The sequence below is a fragment of the Streptomyces sp. NPDC030143 genome, from assembly GCF_055573695.1.
In genome coordinates, this window is the sequence record NZ_JBVIAY010000011.1 from 125,062 (window position 1) to 139,385 (window position 14,324).

Annotated in this window: 12 protein-coding genes and 2 pseudogenes; 11 read left to right on the forward strand and 3 right to left on the reverse strand. The window is 74.7% G+C overall.

Features of this window, described 5'->3' with window-relative positions; all coding sequences use genetic code 11:
* Positions 1-257: 257 nt before the first annotated feature.
* The 9 genes and pseudogenes from ACZ4YY_RS20515 to ACZ4YY_RS20555 all read left to right on the forward strand — a co-directional run bounded on the left by ACZ4YY_RS20515 (position 258) and on the right by ACZ4YY_RS20555 (position 7,940).
* Positions 258-575, forward strand: a complete 318-nt coding sequence (locus ACZ4YY_RS20515; protein WP_468291853.1) for a hypothetical protein — start codon at positions 258-260, stop codon at positions 573-575.
* The gene (locus ACZ4YY_RS20520; RefSeq protein WP_468291856.1) at positions 566-1,351 is read left to right on the forward strand and encodes an FAD-dependent monooxygenase; all 786 of its coding nucleotides are present in this window, start codon (positions 566-568) and stop codon (positions 1,349-1,351) included. The genes ACZ4YY_RS20515 and ACZ4YY_RS20520 overlap by 10 nt, the downstream gene beginning before the upstream one ends.
* Before the next feature lie 313 nt (positions 1,352-1,664).
* On the forward strand, positions 1,665-2,798 hold the full coding sequence (locus ACZ4YY_RS20525) for a PQQ-dependent sugar dehydrogenase (protein ID WP_468291859.1): 1,134 nt from the start codon (positions 1,665-1,667) through the stop codon (positions 2,796-2,798).
* A gap of 85 nt (positions 2,799-2,883) precedes the next feature.
* A complete protein-coding gene (gene pqqA, locus ACZ4YY_RS20530; RefSeq protein WP_468291862.1) occupies positions 2,884-3,024 on the forward strand; it encodes a pyrroloquinoline quinone precursor peptide PqqA in 141 nt (46 codons plus the stop codon).
* A gap of 9 nt (positions 3,025-3,033) precedes the next feature.
* Positions 3,034-3,948, forward strand: a complete 915-nt coding sequence (pqqB, locus tag ACZ4YY_RS20535) for a pyrroloquinoline quinone biosynthesis protein PqqB (RefSeq protein ID WP_468291864.1) — start codon at positions 3,034-3,036, stop codon at positions 3,946-3,948.
* A pseudogene (gene pqqC / locus ACZ4YY_RS20540) lies at positions 3,945-4,658 on the forward strand (pyrroloquinoline-quinone synthase PqqC); the annotation flags it as partial. The gene pqqB and the pseudogene pqqC, both read left to right, overlap by 4 nt.
* Positions 4,659-5,287: 629 nt before the next feature.
* Positions 5,288-5,509, forward strand: coding sequence for a pyrroloquinoline quinone biosynthesis peptide chaperone PqqD (gene pqqD / locus ACZ4YY_RS20545; RefSeq protein ID WP_468292150.1), 222 nt, complete (start codon positions 5,288-5,290; stop codon positions 5,507-5,509).
* Complete coding sequence (pqqE, locus tag ACZ4YY_RS20550) at positions 5,506-6,639, forward strand: pyrroloquinoline quinone biosynthesis protein PqqE (RefSeq protein ID WP_468291867.1); 1,134 nt, start codon at positions 5,506-5,508, stop codon at positions 6,637-6,639. Before pqqD ends, pqqE begins: the two co-directional genes overlap by 4 nt.
* A gap of 122 nt (positions 6,640-6,761) precedes the next feature.
* Complete coding sequence (locus tag ACZ4YY_RS20555) at positions 6,762-7,940, forward strand: acyl-CoA dehydrogenase family protein (RefSeq protein WP_468291870.1); 1,179 nt, start codon at positions 6,762-6,764, stop codon at positions 7,938-7,940.
* A gap of 147 nt (positions 7,941-8,087) precedes the next feature.
* Here ACZ4YY_RS20555 and ACZ4YY_RS20560 read toward each other — a convergent pair whose 3' ends face one another.
* Both ACZ4YY_RS20560 and ACZ4YY_RS20565 read right to left on the reverse strand, forming a co-directional pair.
* Positions 8,088-11,999, reverse strand: coding sequence for a hypothetical protein (locus ACZ4YY_RS20560; RefSeq protein WP_468291873.1), 3,912 nt, complete (start codon positions 11,997-11,999; stop codon positions 8,088-8,090).
* A complete protein-coding gene (locus ACZ4YY_RS20565) occupies positions 11,996-12,436 on the reverse strand; it encodes a hypothetical protein (protein WP_468291875.1) in 441 nt (146 codons plus the stop codon). Before ACZ4YY_RS20565 ends, ACZ4YY_RS20560 begins: the two co-directional genes overlap by 4 nt.
* Before the next feature lie 190 nt (positions 12,437-12,626).
* Here ACZ4YY_RS20565 and ACZ4YY_RS20570 point away from each other — a divergent pair, with 190 nt between their 5' ends.
* Together ACZ4YY_RS20570 and ACZ4YY_RS20575 are read left to right on the forward strand one after the other, a co-directional pair.
* On the forward strand, positions 12,627-13,214 hold the full coding sequence (locus tag ACZ4YY_RS20570; RefSeq protein WP_468291878.1) for a tetratricopeptide repeat protein: 588 nt from the start codon (positions 12,627-12,629) through the stop codon (positions 13,212-13,214).
* Positions 13,215-13,275: 61 nt separating this feature from the next.
* Positions 13,276-14,022: a class I SAM-dependent methyltransferase gene (locus ACZ4YY_RS20575; RefSeq protein WP_468291881.1), complete on the forward strand. Its 747-nt coding sequence runs from the start codon at positions 13,276-13,278 to the stop codon at positions 14,020-14,022.
* A gap of 9 nt (positions 14,023-14,031) precedes the next feature.
* Here the strand turns inward: ACZ4YY_RS20575 and ACZ4YY_RS20580 are convergent.
* Positions 14,032-14,178, reverse strand: a pseudogene (locus ACZ4YY_RS20580) (helix-turn-helix domain-containing protein); the annotation flags it as partial.
* Positions 14,179-14,324 lie beyond the last annotated feature (146 nt).

A 14,324-nucleotide genomic window follows, 5' to 3' on the forward strand; every position in this document is an offset into this window, starting at 1 on the left:
CGCCCACCTCCCCCCCCCCCCCCCACCCCCCCCTTCCCCCCCCTCCCCCCCTCTCTCCCCCCCCCCCCCCCCCCCCCCCCCCCCCCCCCCCCCCCCCCCCCCCCCCCCCCCCGCTCCTCGGCAGGGCGGAGGCGCCCTTCCGCCGTTCGGACGGGCCGTCTACGGTGCGGACCGTGCGGGGTGTGGGGGGCCGGCGGGTGAGGTCGTGACATGAGGGCGATCGTCGTGGGGCGGGCATCGGGGGACTGACCGCGACGGTGAGCCTGCGTCGCGCCGGCTGGGAGGTCACGCTCGTCGAGCGGACACCGCGGTTCGCCGAGGCCGGCGCAGGTATCCAGCTCGCACCCGACGCCACCCGCGCACTGCGTCGGCTGGGCCTCCTGGACGCGGTCGCCGCACAGGCCGTCCGCCCCCGCGCCCTGACCTTCCGCACCTGGTCCGACGGGACCGAGATCTGCCGGCACACGCTGGGACGGGAGGCCGAGGCCGAGTTCGGGGCGCCCTACCTCCAGGTCCACCGGGCCGACCTGCACCGCGTGCTGGCCGCCGCGGTGCCCCCGCGTCGGTGCGCCTGAACACCCTCGTCGTGGGCATCGACCAGGACGACCGGTCCGCCCACGTGACCACGGCGGGCGGAGCGTGCTGGGCCGCGGACCTGGTCGTGGCCGCGGACGGGGTGCGCTCGGCGGCCCGCGGGTGGCTCTTCGGCGCGGACGAGCCGGTGTTCTCGGGAACCACCGCCTACCGGGCGCTGCTCCCGGCCGACGTGGTGGCCGACCTGGACCTGCCCGGGTACGCCGCCTGGCTCGGTCCGGGCGGACACGTCGTCCACTACCGCGTACGGCGGGGGCGCCTGCTCAACGTCGTGGCCGTGGTCCGGGCCGAGGCGGCGCCGGAGTCCTGGACCGCCCGGGCACGACCCGGCGAACAAGCTGCGCGGGTGCTCCACGTCCTCGCACGCGCGGGGCAGGTGTACCGGTACGGCCTCCACACCCGCGCCCCGCTCGACCGGTGGACCCTCGGAAGGGTGGCCCTGCTGGGGGACAGCGCCCACGCGATGGTGCCGTTCCAGGCCCAGGGCGCCGCGCAGGCCGTCCTCGACGCGGCCGTGCTCGGTGACACCCTCGCGCGGGCGACGCCGGCCGACGTCCCCGAGGCGCTCGACCGGTACGCGCGCCGGCGACGGCCGGCCGCCACGAGCATGCAGGCCGCCTCCGCGCAGGCGGGCGAGGACTTCCACCTGCCGGACGGGCCCGGGGCCCTGGCCCGGAACGCCCGCATGGCGGCGGACGCGGCCGCCCACCGGTTCGGTCCGCAGGCGGCCGCGTGGACGGCCGACGTCGTCGACTGACGGACGGCACCCGCACCGCCGCCCTCCGCCGGCCGGGCAGCGACGGTTCGACGGACGCGGCGCCGTCCCCCGCGCCTGCCGCAGGCGGGGCCCGGCCCGCCGGGAGGTCAACGATCCGCCCGCACCGGGGAGTCGGGGCGTCCGAGGGGGACGACGGCCGCTTCCCCGCGGTCGGCCCATCCCCGGAACGCTCCGTCAGCAGGATGGGGGAGTCCAGGTGGCCGGGGGAAAAGTCCGCGCCCAATACTGCAGTCGCCGGTGCACTTCGTATGGAACCCACCGGTATCCCACCATGGCAGGAAAGGCACAACACATGTCACGCTTGGCGTATGCGGCTCTGCCCCGGGTCCGTGCGGGCAGGGCCGCGATCGCTGCCGCCGCCGCCCTCCTCGGCGTCTGCGTCCTTCAGCCGACCTCCTCGGTCGCCGTCGCGCAGGACACCGAGGAGAGCGCCCGGGCCGCCGGCAGAGCACCCTCGGCCGTCTCCGTCCTCTCCGACAAGTGGACCAGACCGTGGGCCATCTCCTTCCTGCCCGACGGCAAGAAGGCGCTGGTGACCGAGCGCTACACCGCACAGGTGTGGCTCCAGGGACGCGACGGCGCCAAGAAGAAGGTCGGCACGGTGCCCAACACGGTCTACCCCTCCCCGAGCGGGGGCAGCGGCGGGCTGCTGGGCGTCGCGCCCTCGCCGGCCTGGAACGGCACCACGGACCAGGACGTCTTCTTCGTCCAGACCGCCAAGTCCGACATCCGGGTCGTGCGCATGCACTTCGACGGCACCTCGCTGCGCGACTACAAGGTGGTGCTCGGCGGGATCGTCCGGGGCGGCGACCACAACGGCGGCAAGATCGCCTTCGGTCCCGACGGCTATCTGTACGTCAGCGTCGGCGACGCCCTCCAGCGCAACCTGGCGCAGAAGAAGGACTCGCTCAACGGCAAGATCCTGCGCATCACGAAGAGCGGCGCAGCGGCGCCCGGCAACCCGTTCGGCAACCGCGTCTACAGCCTCGGCCACCGCAATCCGCAGGGCTTCGTCTGGGACACCCGGGGCAGGCTGTGGGAGACCGAGATCGGCGAGTCCACCTGGGACGAGCTCAACCTCGTCGAGCCCGGCAGGAACTACGGCTGGCCCACCTGCGAGGGGTCCTGCTCCAAGGCCGGGATGACCAACCCCAAGAAGGTGTGGAAGCCCTCCGCGGGGGGCGTGCCCGCCCAGATCGCGGTCGTCGACGACGTCCTGTACGTGACGACGTTGCTCGGACAGCGGATGTGGGCGCTGCCGATCGACGGCACGGGCAAGGCGATCGGCACCCCCAAGGCGTACTACAACGGCACCTACGGCCGGCTGCGGGCGCTCACCAAGGTCCCCGGTGCCGACGAGCTGTGGCTCGGCACGACCGACCGGGGCACCGACAAGGACCGCATCCTCAGGATCACCGTCAAGTGACCTCCCCCTCCGCCCCCCTCCTCGTGCAGGGGCGAACCTCGCGAACTCCTCGCGAACCCACCTCCCCGAAAGGACGGTACGCACCATGACCGAAACCACCGAGCAGACGGAGCGGCCGGCCGGCGCCGGCGCGGACCAGGGCGACCGGACCGCCTGGCAGACGCCCGGCTACACGGTCGTCGACACCGCGCTGGAAGTCACCGCCTACTCCCTCTCCGCCCGCTAGTCCGCCGCCGTGCTGCTGCAGGTGCTCGGCACCGCGGCGGGCGGCGGCATCCCGCAGTGGAACTGCGCGTGCCCCGGCTGTTCCGGGGCACGCGCGCATCCCGAGCGGCGCCGCCGTCACGCCTCGCTCGCGGTCCGCACGGGCGAGGGCCGCTGGTACCTCGTCAACGCGACCCCCGACCTCGGCGACCAGATCGAGGCCCACCCGGCACTCCACCCGGGCCCCGGCCCCCGGCAGACGCCGATCGCCGGGGTGGTCCTCACCGACGCCGAACTCGACCACACGCTGGGCCTCGCGCGACTGCGGGAGGCGGACGGCCTGGAGATCCACGCCACGCCGCCGGTCCGCCGGGCGCTCGACGACCGGCTGCGCCTGGGCGAAGTCCTCGGCCCCTACACCGACCTGACGTGGCGGGACCTGCCGTGTCACGGCGCACAGTCCCTGCGCGGCGACGCGGACGCCCCGCCCGACCGAGGGCTGCGGATCAGCGCCGTCCCCGTCTCGGCCAAGCGCCCCCGGTACGCCGCCGACGCCCCCGAGGACGACACCTGGGTCGTGGCCCTGCGCCTGTACGACCCGGCCACCGGCAGATCGGTGGTCTACGCCCCCGCAGTCGCCGCGTGGTCCGACGCGCTGCACCGGGTCGCCGCCGAGGCCGACTGCGTCATCGTCGACGGCACCTTCTGGGACGAGGAGGAACCGCGCCGCACCGGCATCTCCACCCGCACCGCCACCGGCATGGGCCATCTGCCCATCGACGGACCGGGCGGCACCGCGGACATCCTCACCACGCTGTCCGCCCGCTGCCTCTACACACACCTCAACAACACCAACCCCCTCGTCGACCCCACCGCGGCACAGCACAAGCGGCTCGCGCGACTGGGCCTCGAGGTGGCCGACGACGAGATGGTGATCGAGCTGTGACCACGGCACTCGCCCCCCTGACAGAACCCTGGAGCCCCGCGGAGTTCGAGGAGCGCCTGCGCGCGGTGGGCCGGGAGCGGTACCACGACCGCCACCCGTTCAACGTCCGCATGCACGACGGCGACCTCCGTCCGGACGAGGTGCGCCGCTGGATCGCCAACCGCTTCCACTACCAGCGCCACATCCCCGTCAAGGACGCGCTGATCACCGCCAAGCTGGATTCCCCGGCCCTGCGGCGCGCCTGGCTGCGCAGGATCGAGGACCACGACGGGCGCGCGGAGGGCGAGGGCGGCATCGAACGCTGGCTGCGGCTCGGCGAGGCGGCCGGTCTGGACCGGGGCGACCTGTGGGCGGGCGGGTCGGTTCTGCCGGGCGTACGGCTCGCGGTGGAGGGCTACGTCAACTTCTGCCGTCTGCGCCCGCCCCTGGAGGCCGTCGCGGCATCGCTCACCGAGCTCACCGCCCCCGACCTGATGCGCCGGCGCATCGACGCCTTCGAACGCCACTACCCGTGGATCGAGACGTCCGGGCTGGACTACTTCCGCACCCGCGTCGACCAGGGCCGACGCGACAGCGGCGAGGCGCTCGCGCTCGTCCTTCAGTGGGCCCGCACCCGAGAGGACCAGGAGCGGGCGGTGACCGCGCTGGCGTACAAGTGCGATGTGCTGTGGGTCCTGCTCGACGCGGTGCACCGGGCCGGGGACGAGGAACGGGACCGGGCCGAACGACCGGAACGCGAGGTACGTGCGCCGGAAGACGACCGCCGGCCGGAGAAGGACAGCCGGCCGTGGCGCGACGGGCGGCCGGAAGAAGACAGCCGGCCGTGGCGCGACGGGCAGTTGCGGGGAGACGGCCGGCCGTGGCGCAACGGCCGGCCGGAACGGGGTGGCGGCCCGGTGCCGCTGGACGGCCGGCCCGGGCGGAACTGCGGGTCGGAGGCCGAGGGACGCCTCGAGGCGGACGGGTGGGCGCCCGCGGGCGGCCGGCCGGGTGCCGGCGTCGACCCGCCGGTGACGGACGGGCGGCCGGTGGGGGACAGCCGACCCTGGCGGAGCGGGCGTCCGGAGCGGGACGGCCGGGTGCCGTCGGACGGCCGGCCCTGGCGGAGCACCGGACGGAGGCAGGCGTGACGGCGGTGGCGGGAACGGAGCCTGTGGTGCCGGGTGGTGGATCGGCAAGGCCGGGTGAGCCCGGGGTGCCCGGAGGCGAGCCGGCGGTGCCGGAAGGTGCACCGGCGGTGCCGGAGGGCAAGTCGGCGGTGCCGGAAGGTGAACCGGCGGTGCCGGGAGAGCCGGAGGCGGCGGGGCGTGCGTGGTGTCCCGTCCTCGCCCCCGCCCTGATGCTGCGTCATGACCGGGTGCGCGGCACGGACCTGCTCCTCCTGCCCGAGCGGGTCGTCGTCCTCCAAGGACACGCCGGTCAGGTCGTCGGACTGTGCGACGGCACGCGCACCGTGCGCGCGATCGTCGACGAGCTCGCCGAACGCCACCCGGGCGCCCCGGTGGCCGCCGAGGTCCCCGCCTTCCTCGACAGCCTCCGCCGGGAGGGCTGGCTCACGTGACCACCCCCCGGACCCCCACGACCTCCGCGGCCGGAGTACGCCCCTGGGCGCTGCTCGCCGAGCTCACCCACGCCTGCCCGCTGCACTGCCCGTACTGCTCCAACCCGCTCGAACTGGCGCGCCGCGCGAGCGAGCTGAGCACCGAGCAGTGGACCGACGTGCTGCGGCAGGCCGCCGCGCTGGGCGTCGTCCACACGCACCTCTCCGGTGGCGAACCGCTGCTGCGCCCGGACCTGGAGCAGATCGTCGCCGCCGCCGAGGCCGCCGGGATCTACACCCAGCTCGTCACCAGCGGCACCGGCCTGGACGAGGCCCGCCTGACCGCGTTGCGGGCCGCGGGACTGCGCAGCGTCCAGCTCTCCGTCCAGCACGCCGAGTCCGGGGCCAACGACCGCATCGCCGGACGCCCCTCCAGCTTCGCCGCCAAGGAGCGGGCCGCGGCCCTCGTCCGCCGGGCGGGCCTGCCGCTCGGCCTCAACGTGGTGCTGCACCGCGACAACCTCGACGCCGTGGACGCCCTGATCGACCTGGGCGTCGCCTGGGGCGTGGACCGCATCGAGCTCGCCAACACCCAGTTCTACGGCTGGGGGCTGCTCAACCGCGCCGCCCTGCTGCCCACGCGCGAGCAGCTGGCCCGCGCCCGGGACACCGTCGAACGCCGACGGGAGGGTCTCGCCGGCCGTGTCGACCTGGTGTGGGTCGTCCCCGACTACTTCGACGGCGTCGCCAAGCCCTGCATGGGCGGATGGGGAGCCCTCTCGCTCACCGTCGCGCCCGACGGGACCGCCCTGCCCTGCCCGGCCGCGGCGTCCCTGCCGGACCTCGACGCGCCCAACGTCCGTGACCGCCCGCTGGACTGGATCTGGGAGCACTCCCCGGCCTTCGGCCGCTTCCGCGGCACCGACTGGATGAGCGGCCCCTGCGGCGGCTGCCCGCGCCGGGAGGAGGACTTCGGCGGCTGCCGCTGCCAGGCGTTCGCCCTCACCGGCGACGCGGCGCGCACCGACCCGGCGTGTGCGCTGTCCCCCGACCACCACCTCGTCCGCGCCCTCGCCGACCGGGGTGAACCCGCCGAGAAGCCGCCCCCCTACGTCCACCGCCGGCCCGGAGCGGTGCCACAACGACTCTGACCTCGACGAACGGAACGCGCCCCGCGCACGAGGACGCGTCGGCCCGTCGTTGACCGTCGCTCCGGGGAAGGCCAGGGTGGGGGAGACCCCGAACCGACCGCAGCCGACCCCGGGAGCACACGATGAGCGGCGCCCAGCCGATGAAGGACCCCCTCGACCTGATTGACCTCGCCTCCACCCTCAGCGACGAGGAGCGCGAGATCCAGGCGACCGTGGCGAGGTTCCTCGCCGACCGGGTGCGCCCGCACATCGGCGAGTGGTTCGAGAACGCCCACTTCGCCCGCGAACTGGCGCCGGAGTTCGGCAAGTTGGGGGTGCTCGGCATGCACCTGGAGGGCTACGGCTGCGCCGGCACCAACGCCGTCTCCTACGGCCTCGCGTGTCTGGAGCTGGAGGCCGCCGACTCCGGCTTCCGCAGCTTCGTCTCCGTGCAGGGCTCGCTGTCGATGTACTCCATCCGGAAGTGGGGCTCGGAGGAGCAGAAGCTTCAGTGGCTGCCGCGGCTCGCCGCCGGTGAGGCGATCGGCTGCTTCGGCCTGACCGAACCCGACGTCGGCAGCAACCCCGCCGCGATGCGCACCCGGGCCGTCCGCGACGGCGGGGACTGGATCCTCAACGGCTCCAAGACGTGGATCACCAACGGCGGCATCGCGGACGTGGCCACCGTCTGGGCGCAGACCGAGGACGGCGTCCGCGGCTTCCTCGTCCCGCGCGGTACGCCCGGCTTCACCACGCACGACATCAAGCAGAAGATGTCGCTGCGCGCGTCCGTCACCTCGGAGCTGTCCTTCGACGACGTGCGGCTGCCCGACACGGCGCGGCTGCCGTTCGCGGAGGGCCTGCGCGGGCCGCTGTCCTGCCTGAACGAGGCCCGCTTCGGCATCCTGTTCGGCGCGGTCGGCGCGGCCCGCGACGCGCTCCAGGCGGCCATCGGGTACGCCGACTCCCGCGTGCAGTTCGACAAGCCGATCAGCGCCTTCCAGCTCACCCAGAAGAAGCTCACCGACATGAGCGTCTCCCTGGGCAACGCCGCGCTGCTCGCCGTGCACCTGGGCCGGCTCAAGGACCAGGGCCGCATCCGGCCCGAGCAGATCAGCGTCGGCAAGCTCAACAACGTGCGGGAAGCGATCGCCATCGCCCGCGAATGCCGCACGGTCCTGGGCGCCAACGGCATCTCCCTGGAGTACTCGCCGCTGCGCCACGCCAACAACCTGGAGTCCGTCCTGACCTACGAGGGCACCAGCGAGATGCACACCCTGGTGGTCGGGCAGGCGCTCACCGGTCACGCGGCGTTCCGCTGACCCCCACGGGTCGCCCGCAGCCCAACGGGCGGCCCCGGCCCCGTCCACACGTCGCCGTCCGCCCGCGTCGGCCCGCCCACCGCTGTCACCGTCCGCCCGCGTCGGCCCGGCTCACCGCCGTCGCCGTCCGTCCGCGCCCGCGACCCGTCAGTCCAGGTGCAGCCAGGGGTCCCACCGTGAGGCGAGGGCGTACGCCAGACGGAACAGCTCGCGCAGTCGCGGATCGTCGCTGTGGGCCGAGCCCAGGGCGGACACTTCCAGCTCGCCGAGCGGGCCGAGCGGCCGTTGCAGGACCGAGCCCGGGTGACGCAGGTCGTGCACCCTGGTCAGCGGGCCGGTGGACCGTTGCCCTTGCGGAGCCGTGAGGTCGAGGTGGCCGGAGTAGGCGGCCAACCGCCCCCCGGGGGCGACGAGCACCCTCCTGATCCAGCGGGGGTCGCCGACGAACACGTCCGGCGCCGAGCACGCGCGCAGTTCGCCGCCGGCCGTGTCGAAGAAGTGCACACGGCCCTCGCCGGGCGCGACCCCGCAGACCACGCCCCAGGCCGGCACGGCGGCGAGTTCCCCCAGCGGCGGTGTGTCGAGCCGGGAGACCGGAGACAGCCCGTCGCGGTCCAGCCGCCACAGCGTCACGCCACCACCGCGGCCCGCGGTCAGCAGCAGGTCCTCGTCCACGAAGACGAGGTCCCGCACCTCCGTGTGGTCCCGGGGCACCGCCGCGGCGGCCAACGCCTGGGACACGAGCGTGTCCGTGGCGATGAGCCGCCCGCCGTCGGTCAGCACCATCCGGTCCCCTTCCGGCGTCACCGCGCTCCGGGCGCCGGACGCGAGCCCCCAGCCGCCGAGGTCCACCTGCCGCAGCCCCCGGCGACTTCGCACGAGGGCCGTCGGCGCGAGGGCCAGCCCCGCCACGAACCCCTCGAAGGTGGCGGCGACGCGCACGCCCGTCAGCATGGCGTCACGTGCCAGCACCGTCGTGCCGTCGGGCCCGTGGCGGACGAGTTCGTGGCCGGACTCGTTCCCTGCCGACGACCGGACTGCCACCACCTCGGTCGCGTCGAGACAGATCAGCGACAGGTGGTGCGCGGGGCCGCGGAACAGCACGTTCCGTCGGCCTGAGTCGAGGTCCAGGGTCTCGATGGTCTCGGTCGCGGCGTCCGCCCGCCCGCCGGGGTCGGCCTCGATCCGCGCCACCGCCAGGGCCGCGCTGCCGGGGCGGGACGAGAAGGAGCACAGCAGGGTGGAGAAGACGTGGAAGTCGTCGGGGAGGGTCGTCGTCGCCGCCCGCGCGGCGCCGGCGATGAGGGCGGTGCTGCGGCGGACCGGAGTGGCTCTCAGCCAGTCCAGCACCTGTCGGTCCACCAGGCCGTCGGGGGACCAGCGCCGTCGGGGGAGGCGCCGCGCCAGCCGGAGCGCCTCGGCCAGGGGCGCCTGGCACACCAGCCGCCAGAAACCGGGCCAGTCGCGGGCGCGGGCGAGCCGGTCGGCCTCGGCCACGCGGGCCTGCGGCGCCATGGACCGCAGCCGGGGCGGGAAGGGCTGCCAGCCGTGCACGGTGACGGTGACGGCCGGCCGGCGCACCACCTGCTCGGCGGTGACGACCTGCCGCACGGGGGCGTCCGCCTCCGGACCCCCCGGCGGACCGAGCCCGTGGAGGGCCTCGTCCTGTTCGCGCGGCGCGCCGGCGAGGTGGTCTCGGTACGGCGCGGGCGCGTCGGCGGTGAGCCGTCGCCGCAGGGACAGGGCTTCCTGCTTCACGGCCGACGCCTCCTCCGTGAGTCCCGCGGAGCGGAGGCAGGCGGACAGCGCGCCCAGGGCGCGGGCGTGCAGAGGGGCGTAGCGCCGGTGGTTCGCCTCCCCCAGCCGGCGGGTGAGGGCGGCCGCCTCGCGCGCCGCCTCGACGGCCTCCGTGAGGTGGCCTTCACCGGACAGCGCGCCGGACAGCGCGAGGAGCGAGTCGAGAAGCGTCGTCTCCTGCACGGGCACGCCGTCGGCCGTCAGACGCCGGCTCAGCTCGACGGCCTCCCGCAGGCACCCGATCCGGTCCGGGGGTGTGAACGTCAGGCTGACGGCCGCGTTGGCCAGGGCGATCGCCAGGCCCCGACGGTACTGCGGGTCTCGGGCGGCCAGGGCACGGTAGGTCCGTATCGCGCGCTCGTTGGCCCGGTGGGCGTCCTCCCACCGGCCCGCCCGTTGCAGCTCGGACGCGATATTGGCGAGGGCGACGGCCAGGTCCGGTTCGTAGGCCTCGGCGTCCGCGGCGGCGAGCCGTTCGAACAGGTCCAGCACCCGTTCCTGGGTGCTCAGGGCCTCGGCGGCCCGTCCGAGCCGGGACAGCGCCTGGGCGACGTTGGTCATGGTCCGGCCGACGTGCTTCTCGTAGGAGAGCGGATCCCCCGCGGCCAGCTCGGAGAAGAGCTCCACCGCGCGCCGTGAGGCGCGCAGGGCGTCCGCCTCACGGCCGAGGGTCTGGAGGTTGTTGCCGTGTGCGGCGTGGAGACGGGCCAGACGGTCCGGGTCGTCGGTCGCCGCCTGCCGGTGGGGGAACAGACGGACCAGGACGGACGCCCTGCCGACCTCGAGGTCCACGGGCACCGGCTCGGGGACGTGGTCGACGATGGCCTCGAGCAGGTCTGGTGCGATGTCGGGCAGGTCGGCGAGGGCCGTGAGGGCGCCGCCTCCGGCCGCGACACCGAGCCCGGGGTCCGCGGCCAGCAGTGGGTACAGACAGGCGGGCCCGACGTGCGGCCAGCGCCCCGCCGCCGCGGCCAGGGCCGTGACGGGCCGAGTGGGTCCGCTGCCGTGCTCCAGCACGGTCGCGGCCGTCTGCGCCGCCCACGGCCGGGCGGGATAGTCGGCCGGGTGGCCGGGCAGCGTGAGGGCGACGAAGTCCTCGGCGAGCCGGTCGGGGTAGAGGGGTTCGAGGACGGTACGGCCCACGGCGGCGGGCGGCGGGTAGCACACGGCGTGATCGGCGAGGACCGCGTCGGTGGGGTGCTCCAACCGCAGGTCGTCCACGAGCAGGGCGCCCCGGTCCGGAGGCTGGGCACCGCCCAGCGAGGCGGCGAACACCGTCCGGTTCATCACCGCGGGCGGTGTCGAGATGCGTCCCCGCCCTCGCTTTTCGTGCATCAGCGTCCAGGTCAGCTGCTCACGGTCCAGCAGGTACACGGTCAGCCCCGCGAGGTCCTCGGGGGCCCGACGGCCGGTGGCCAGGGCGTCCACGGCGACCAGCGCGGCCATGTGCACGGCGAGTGTAAGACCGAAGTCGGGATGCGTCAGGTCCGGCTGCACCGCTGGCGGATCGAGACCGTACCGGGCGGCGAAACCCGCCAAGGCCGCGTGGAACATCTCCCGTCGGCCGTCGGGCCCGTGCTCCCGCCCGTCCGTCCCCTGACGCCCCGCGGTCGGGCCGGCGCCCCCGGGGCCGTCCGGGGCCAGCGGCGGCAGTTCCTGCGTGGACGTCGACACCTGCTCGTTGCCCAGGGCGGCACGCAGCGCCGGCCAGGCGGCCGTGCCGCGCGCCAGGAGGAGGACGCGGGTCGGCACTCCCGGCCGGTGCAGCAGCGCGTTGCTGAACAGCCACGTCAGGCTGGTCAGGGACCAGCGGTCGGCGTAGTCGACCAACAGCAGCAGTCCGGCCGCGTCCGTGACCCGCAGGTCCTGGCTGCCGGGCGGGGGCAGGACGCTGCCCGGCCCCTCCACGGCGGTGACCACCTTCCAGCCCGCCGTGCGCATCTCGTGGGCGAGCCGGTGGGCCAGCCGCGTCTTACCCTGGCCGCCCGGGGCGTGCAGCCAGCGCGCCGCACGCCCCGGCCCCCGGACGCACCAGGCGCGCAGAGAGGCCAGCTCGTCCTCCCGGCCCGTGAAGGGGACGACGGCGAAACGGGCGTTGAGCATGCGGCTGGGCTGCTCGCCGATCCAGGCCGCGTCGGGTTCCCCCGGCGCACGCCAGGTGTGCAGGAGGTACAGGGGCGTGCCGTCCCCGAAGACATGGATGTCCGCGCCGACGGCTCCGTAGGCGAACCCGCCCTCGGCCGTGACGTGTTGCGTGCTCACGGCTCCGGGTCGGCGCGATCGGCCGACGGGTGCTGATGGATGACCAGGTTGCCGCCCTGCACCCCGAAGGCCTGGCCGTGATCACGGGCGGTGACGTTCTGCACCCAGTTCTGCTGGGTCTCGGGCAGCGCGGCGGTCAGTCTCCGCGTCAGCTCGTGCAGGTCGTCCACGGCCTCCGGATGCGTGCGCAGGTACTGCTCGAGCCGCAGCCGCCAGGCCGGCAGCAGGCTCTGGCGCGCCGACTCGGAGTCGTCCGCGGCGCTCACCAGCGCGGCCTCCTCGTCCAACCGCGCAGCCAGCTGGGCCGGTTCGTCGTCCCGCCCCCGTCCGAACACCCGCAGCAGACCGTCACGGGCGGCCTGCCAGGTGTCCGTGGCCATCGCTCCGACCAGTGCCGCCGACGCGGCCGTGGCGAGTGCCGCCATGGAGTCGATCATCAGCGTCCTTCCCCCGTGGTGCCCCGTGCCCCCATGGTGCCACCCGCACCGCAGCCGGGGCGTCGAACCGCGGGACGGAACCTGAGTTTTCGGCGAACAGCGGGTGCGGATCCACCGGTTGGTTGCCCGGCGCCGCCTTGCGGGTAGGTCCCCGGCCGGGAGCACCGGCGCCGATACGGAGGTGGTCGCGGTGTGGAGGGGCAGGCATGCGGCGCGCAGGAACCTGCGCAGGGAACTCGCCCTGGCGCGCGCCCTGTACGACGAGGGCGACCTCGACGAGGCCGAGACGCTGATCCGACGGCTGCTGCCGGACTGTGACGCCACGTTCGGCGAGTACCACCCGGAGTCGATCGGCCTGCGCGACCTCCTGGGTTCGGTCCTCTTCCAGCTGCACCGGCCGCACGAGTCAGCCGCCGCGCACCGGGACGCGATGACACGGGCCGCCAGGGTCTTCGGCCCGAACGCTCCGGCCACGCTGGACTGCGCGCACAACTGCGGGGCCGCGCTGGCGATCCAGGGCCGCGTCCAGGAGGCGGTCGCGGTCCTGGAGGACACCCTGCGCCGCAGGAGCGACCGCCTCGGCCCGGGCCACGAGGACACCCTCACCACGGCGACCGCGCTGGGAGCCACCCTGTTCTCGTCCGGGGCCCCCGCACGCGGTGTCGCCGTGCTGGAGGAAGCCCACGAGGCGAGCCGCGGCCTGCCCGACGGCCACCCCGTCCGCGAGGACATCGTCCGCAACCTGGGGATCGCGCGCCGCAGTTGGGGTGGGGGGTGAGGTCCGAGGGCAGCAGAAAAACCGGTGGACATCAGCGCGGCCGACGGCGAACCCTGTCGGTATGCGACAGGAGGACATCTGGGACGCGGAGACCGCCCAGCACTACGACACACCCGGTACGGGCATGTTCGCGCCCGAGACCCTGGGGCCGACCGTGGACCGGCTCGCCGCTCTCGCGGGCGACGGGGCGGCACTGGAGTTCGCCGTCGGGACCGGCCGGGTGGCCGTCCCGCTCGCCGAGCGCGGGGTCCCCGTCAGCGGCATCGAGCTGTCGCTCCCGATGATCGACCGCCTGCGCACCAAGGCGGACGAGGCGACGATCCCCGTGACCGTCGGTGACATGGCGACCGCCTCGGCCCCCGGGCAGTTCACGCTCGTCTATCTCGTCTACAACACCATCTCCAACCTGCTCACCCAGGCCGAACAGGTCGAGTGCTTCCGCAACGCGGCCCGCCACCTCACGCCCGGCGGCCGGTTCGTCGTGGAGCTCTGGGTGCCCGACCTGCGCCGGCTCCCGCCGGACCGGACGGCAACGGTCTGGTGCTCCGAGCCCGGCTATATCGGCCTGGACACCTACGACGTGCTGCGCCAGCAGGTCGTCTCCCACCACTTCCGGTTCGACGGGACCCGTGAGGCCCGTCTCCTGCGCAGCCCGCACCGCTACATCTGGCCGGCCGAACTCGACCTCATGGCCCAACTGGCGGGATTCGAGCGGGAGTCCCGGCACGCGGACTGGTCCGGTTCGGAGTTCACGGTGGACTCACCGTCCCACGTCTCGGTCTACCGGCTGCCGTCCGAAGCGTCCTGAAGCCTCGGGGCGCCCGCTCTGCTGCTCCCTCGTGCGGATCTGCGCGGCCGCGGTCGGCTGGGACAGCCCGAGGAGCGGGGCCGCCGCCGTGAACGACCCCGAGCGCCACACGGCGAGGAACGTGCGCGGCGGGTTCAGGTCCGTGTGCGCCGGCAGCTGCCTGCCACCGGCCCCGAAGAGGGGCCGCTCCGGCGCCCGGTCGCTCGTACCCTCCAGCGTGACGGCGTTCGGTACCCGCGTTCCGACAGCGGCGATCGGCTCCCCGCCGGGAGGCGCAGGGGCAGGGATGCGCCGGCCACCCT

Bases quoted from the DNA above. Each gene is read 5' to 3' on its own strand.
- ACZ4YY_RS20525 (WP_468291859.1), top strand. From the start codon at position 1,665: ATGTCACGCTTGGCGTATGCGGCTCTGCCCCGGGTCCGTGCGGGCAGG.
- pqqA (WP_468291862.1), top strand. From the start codon at position 2,884: ATGACCGAAACCACCGAGCAGACGGAGCGGCCGGCCGGCGCCGGCGCG.
- pqqD (WP_468292150.1), top strand. From the start codon at position 5,288: ATGCTGCGTCATGACCGGGTGCGCGGCACGGACCTGCTCCTCCTGCCC.
- ACZ4YY_RS20555 (WP_468291870.1), top strand. From the start codon at position 6,762: ATGAGCGGCGCCCAGCCGATGAAGGACCCCCTCGACCTGATTGACCTC.
- ACZ4YY_RS20565 (WP_468291875.1), bottom strand. From the start codon at position 12,436: ATGATCGACTCCATGGCGGCACTCGCCACGGCCGCGTCGGCGGCACTG.
- ACZ4YY_RS20575 (WP_468291881.1), top strand. From the start codon at position 13,276: ATGCGACAGGAGGACATCTGGGACGCGGAGACCGCCCAGCACTACGAC.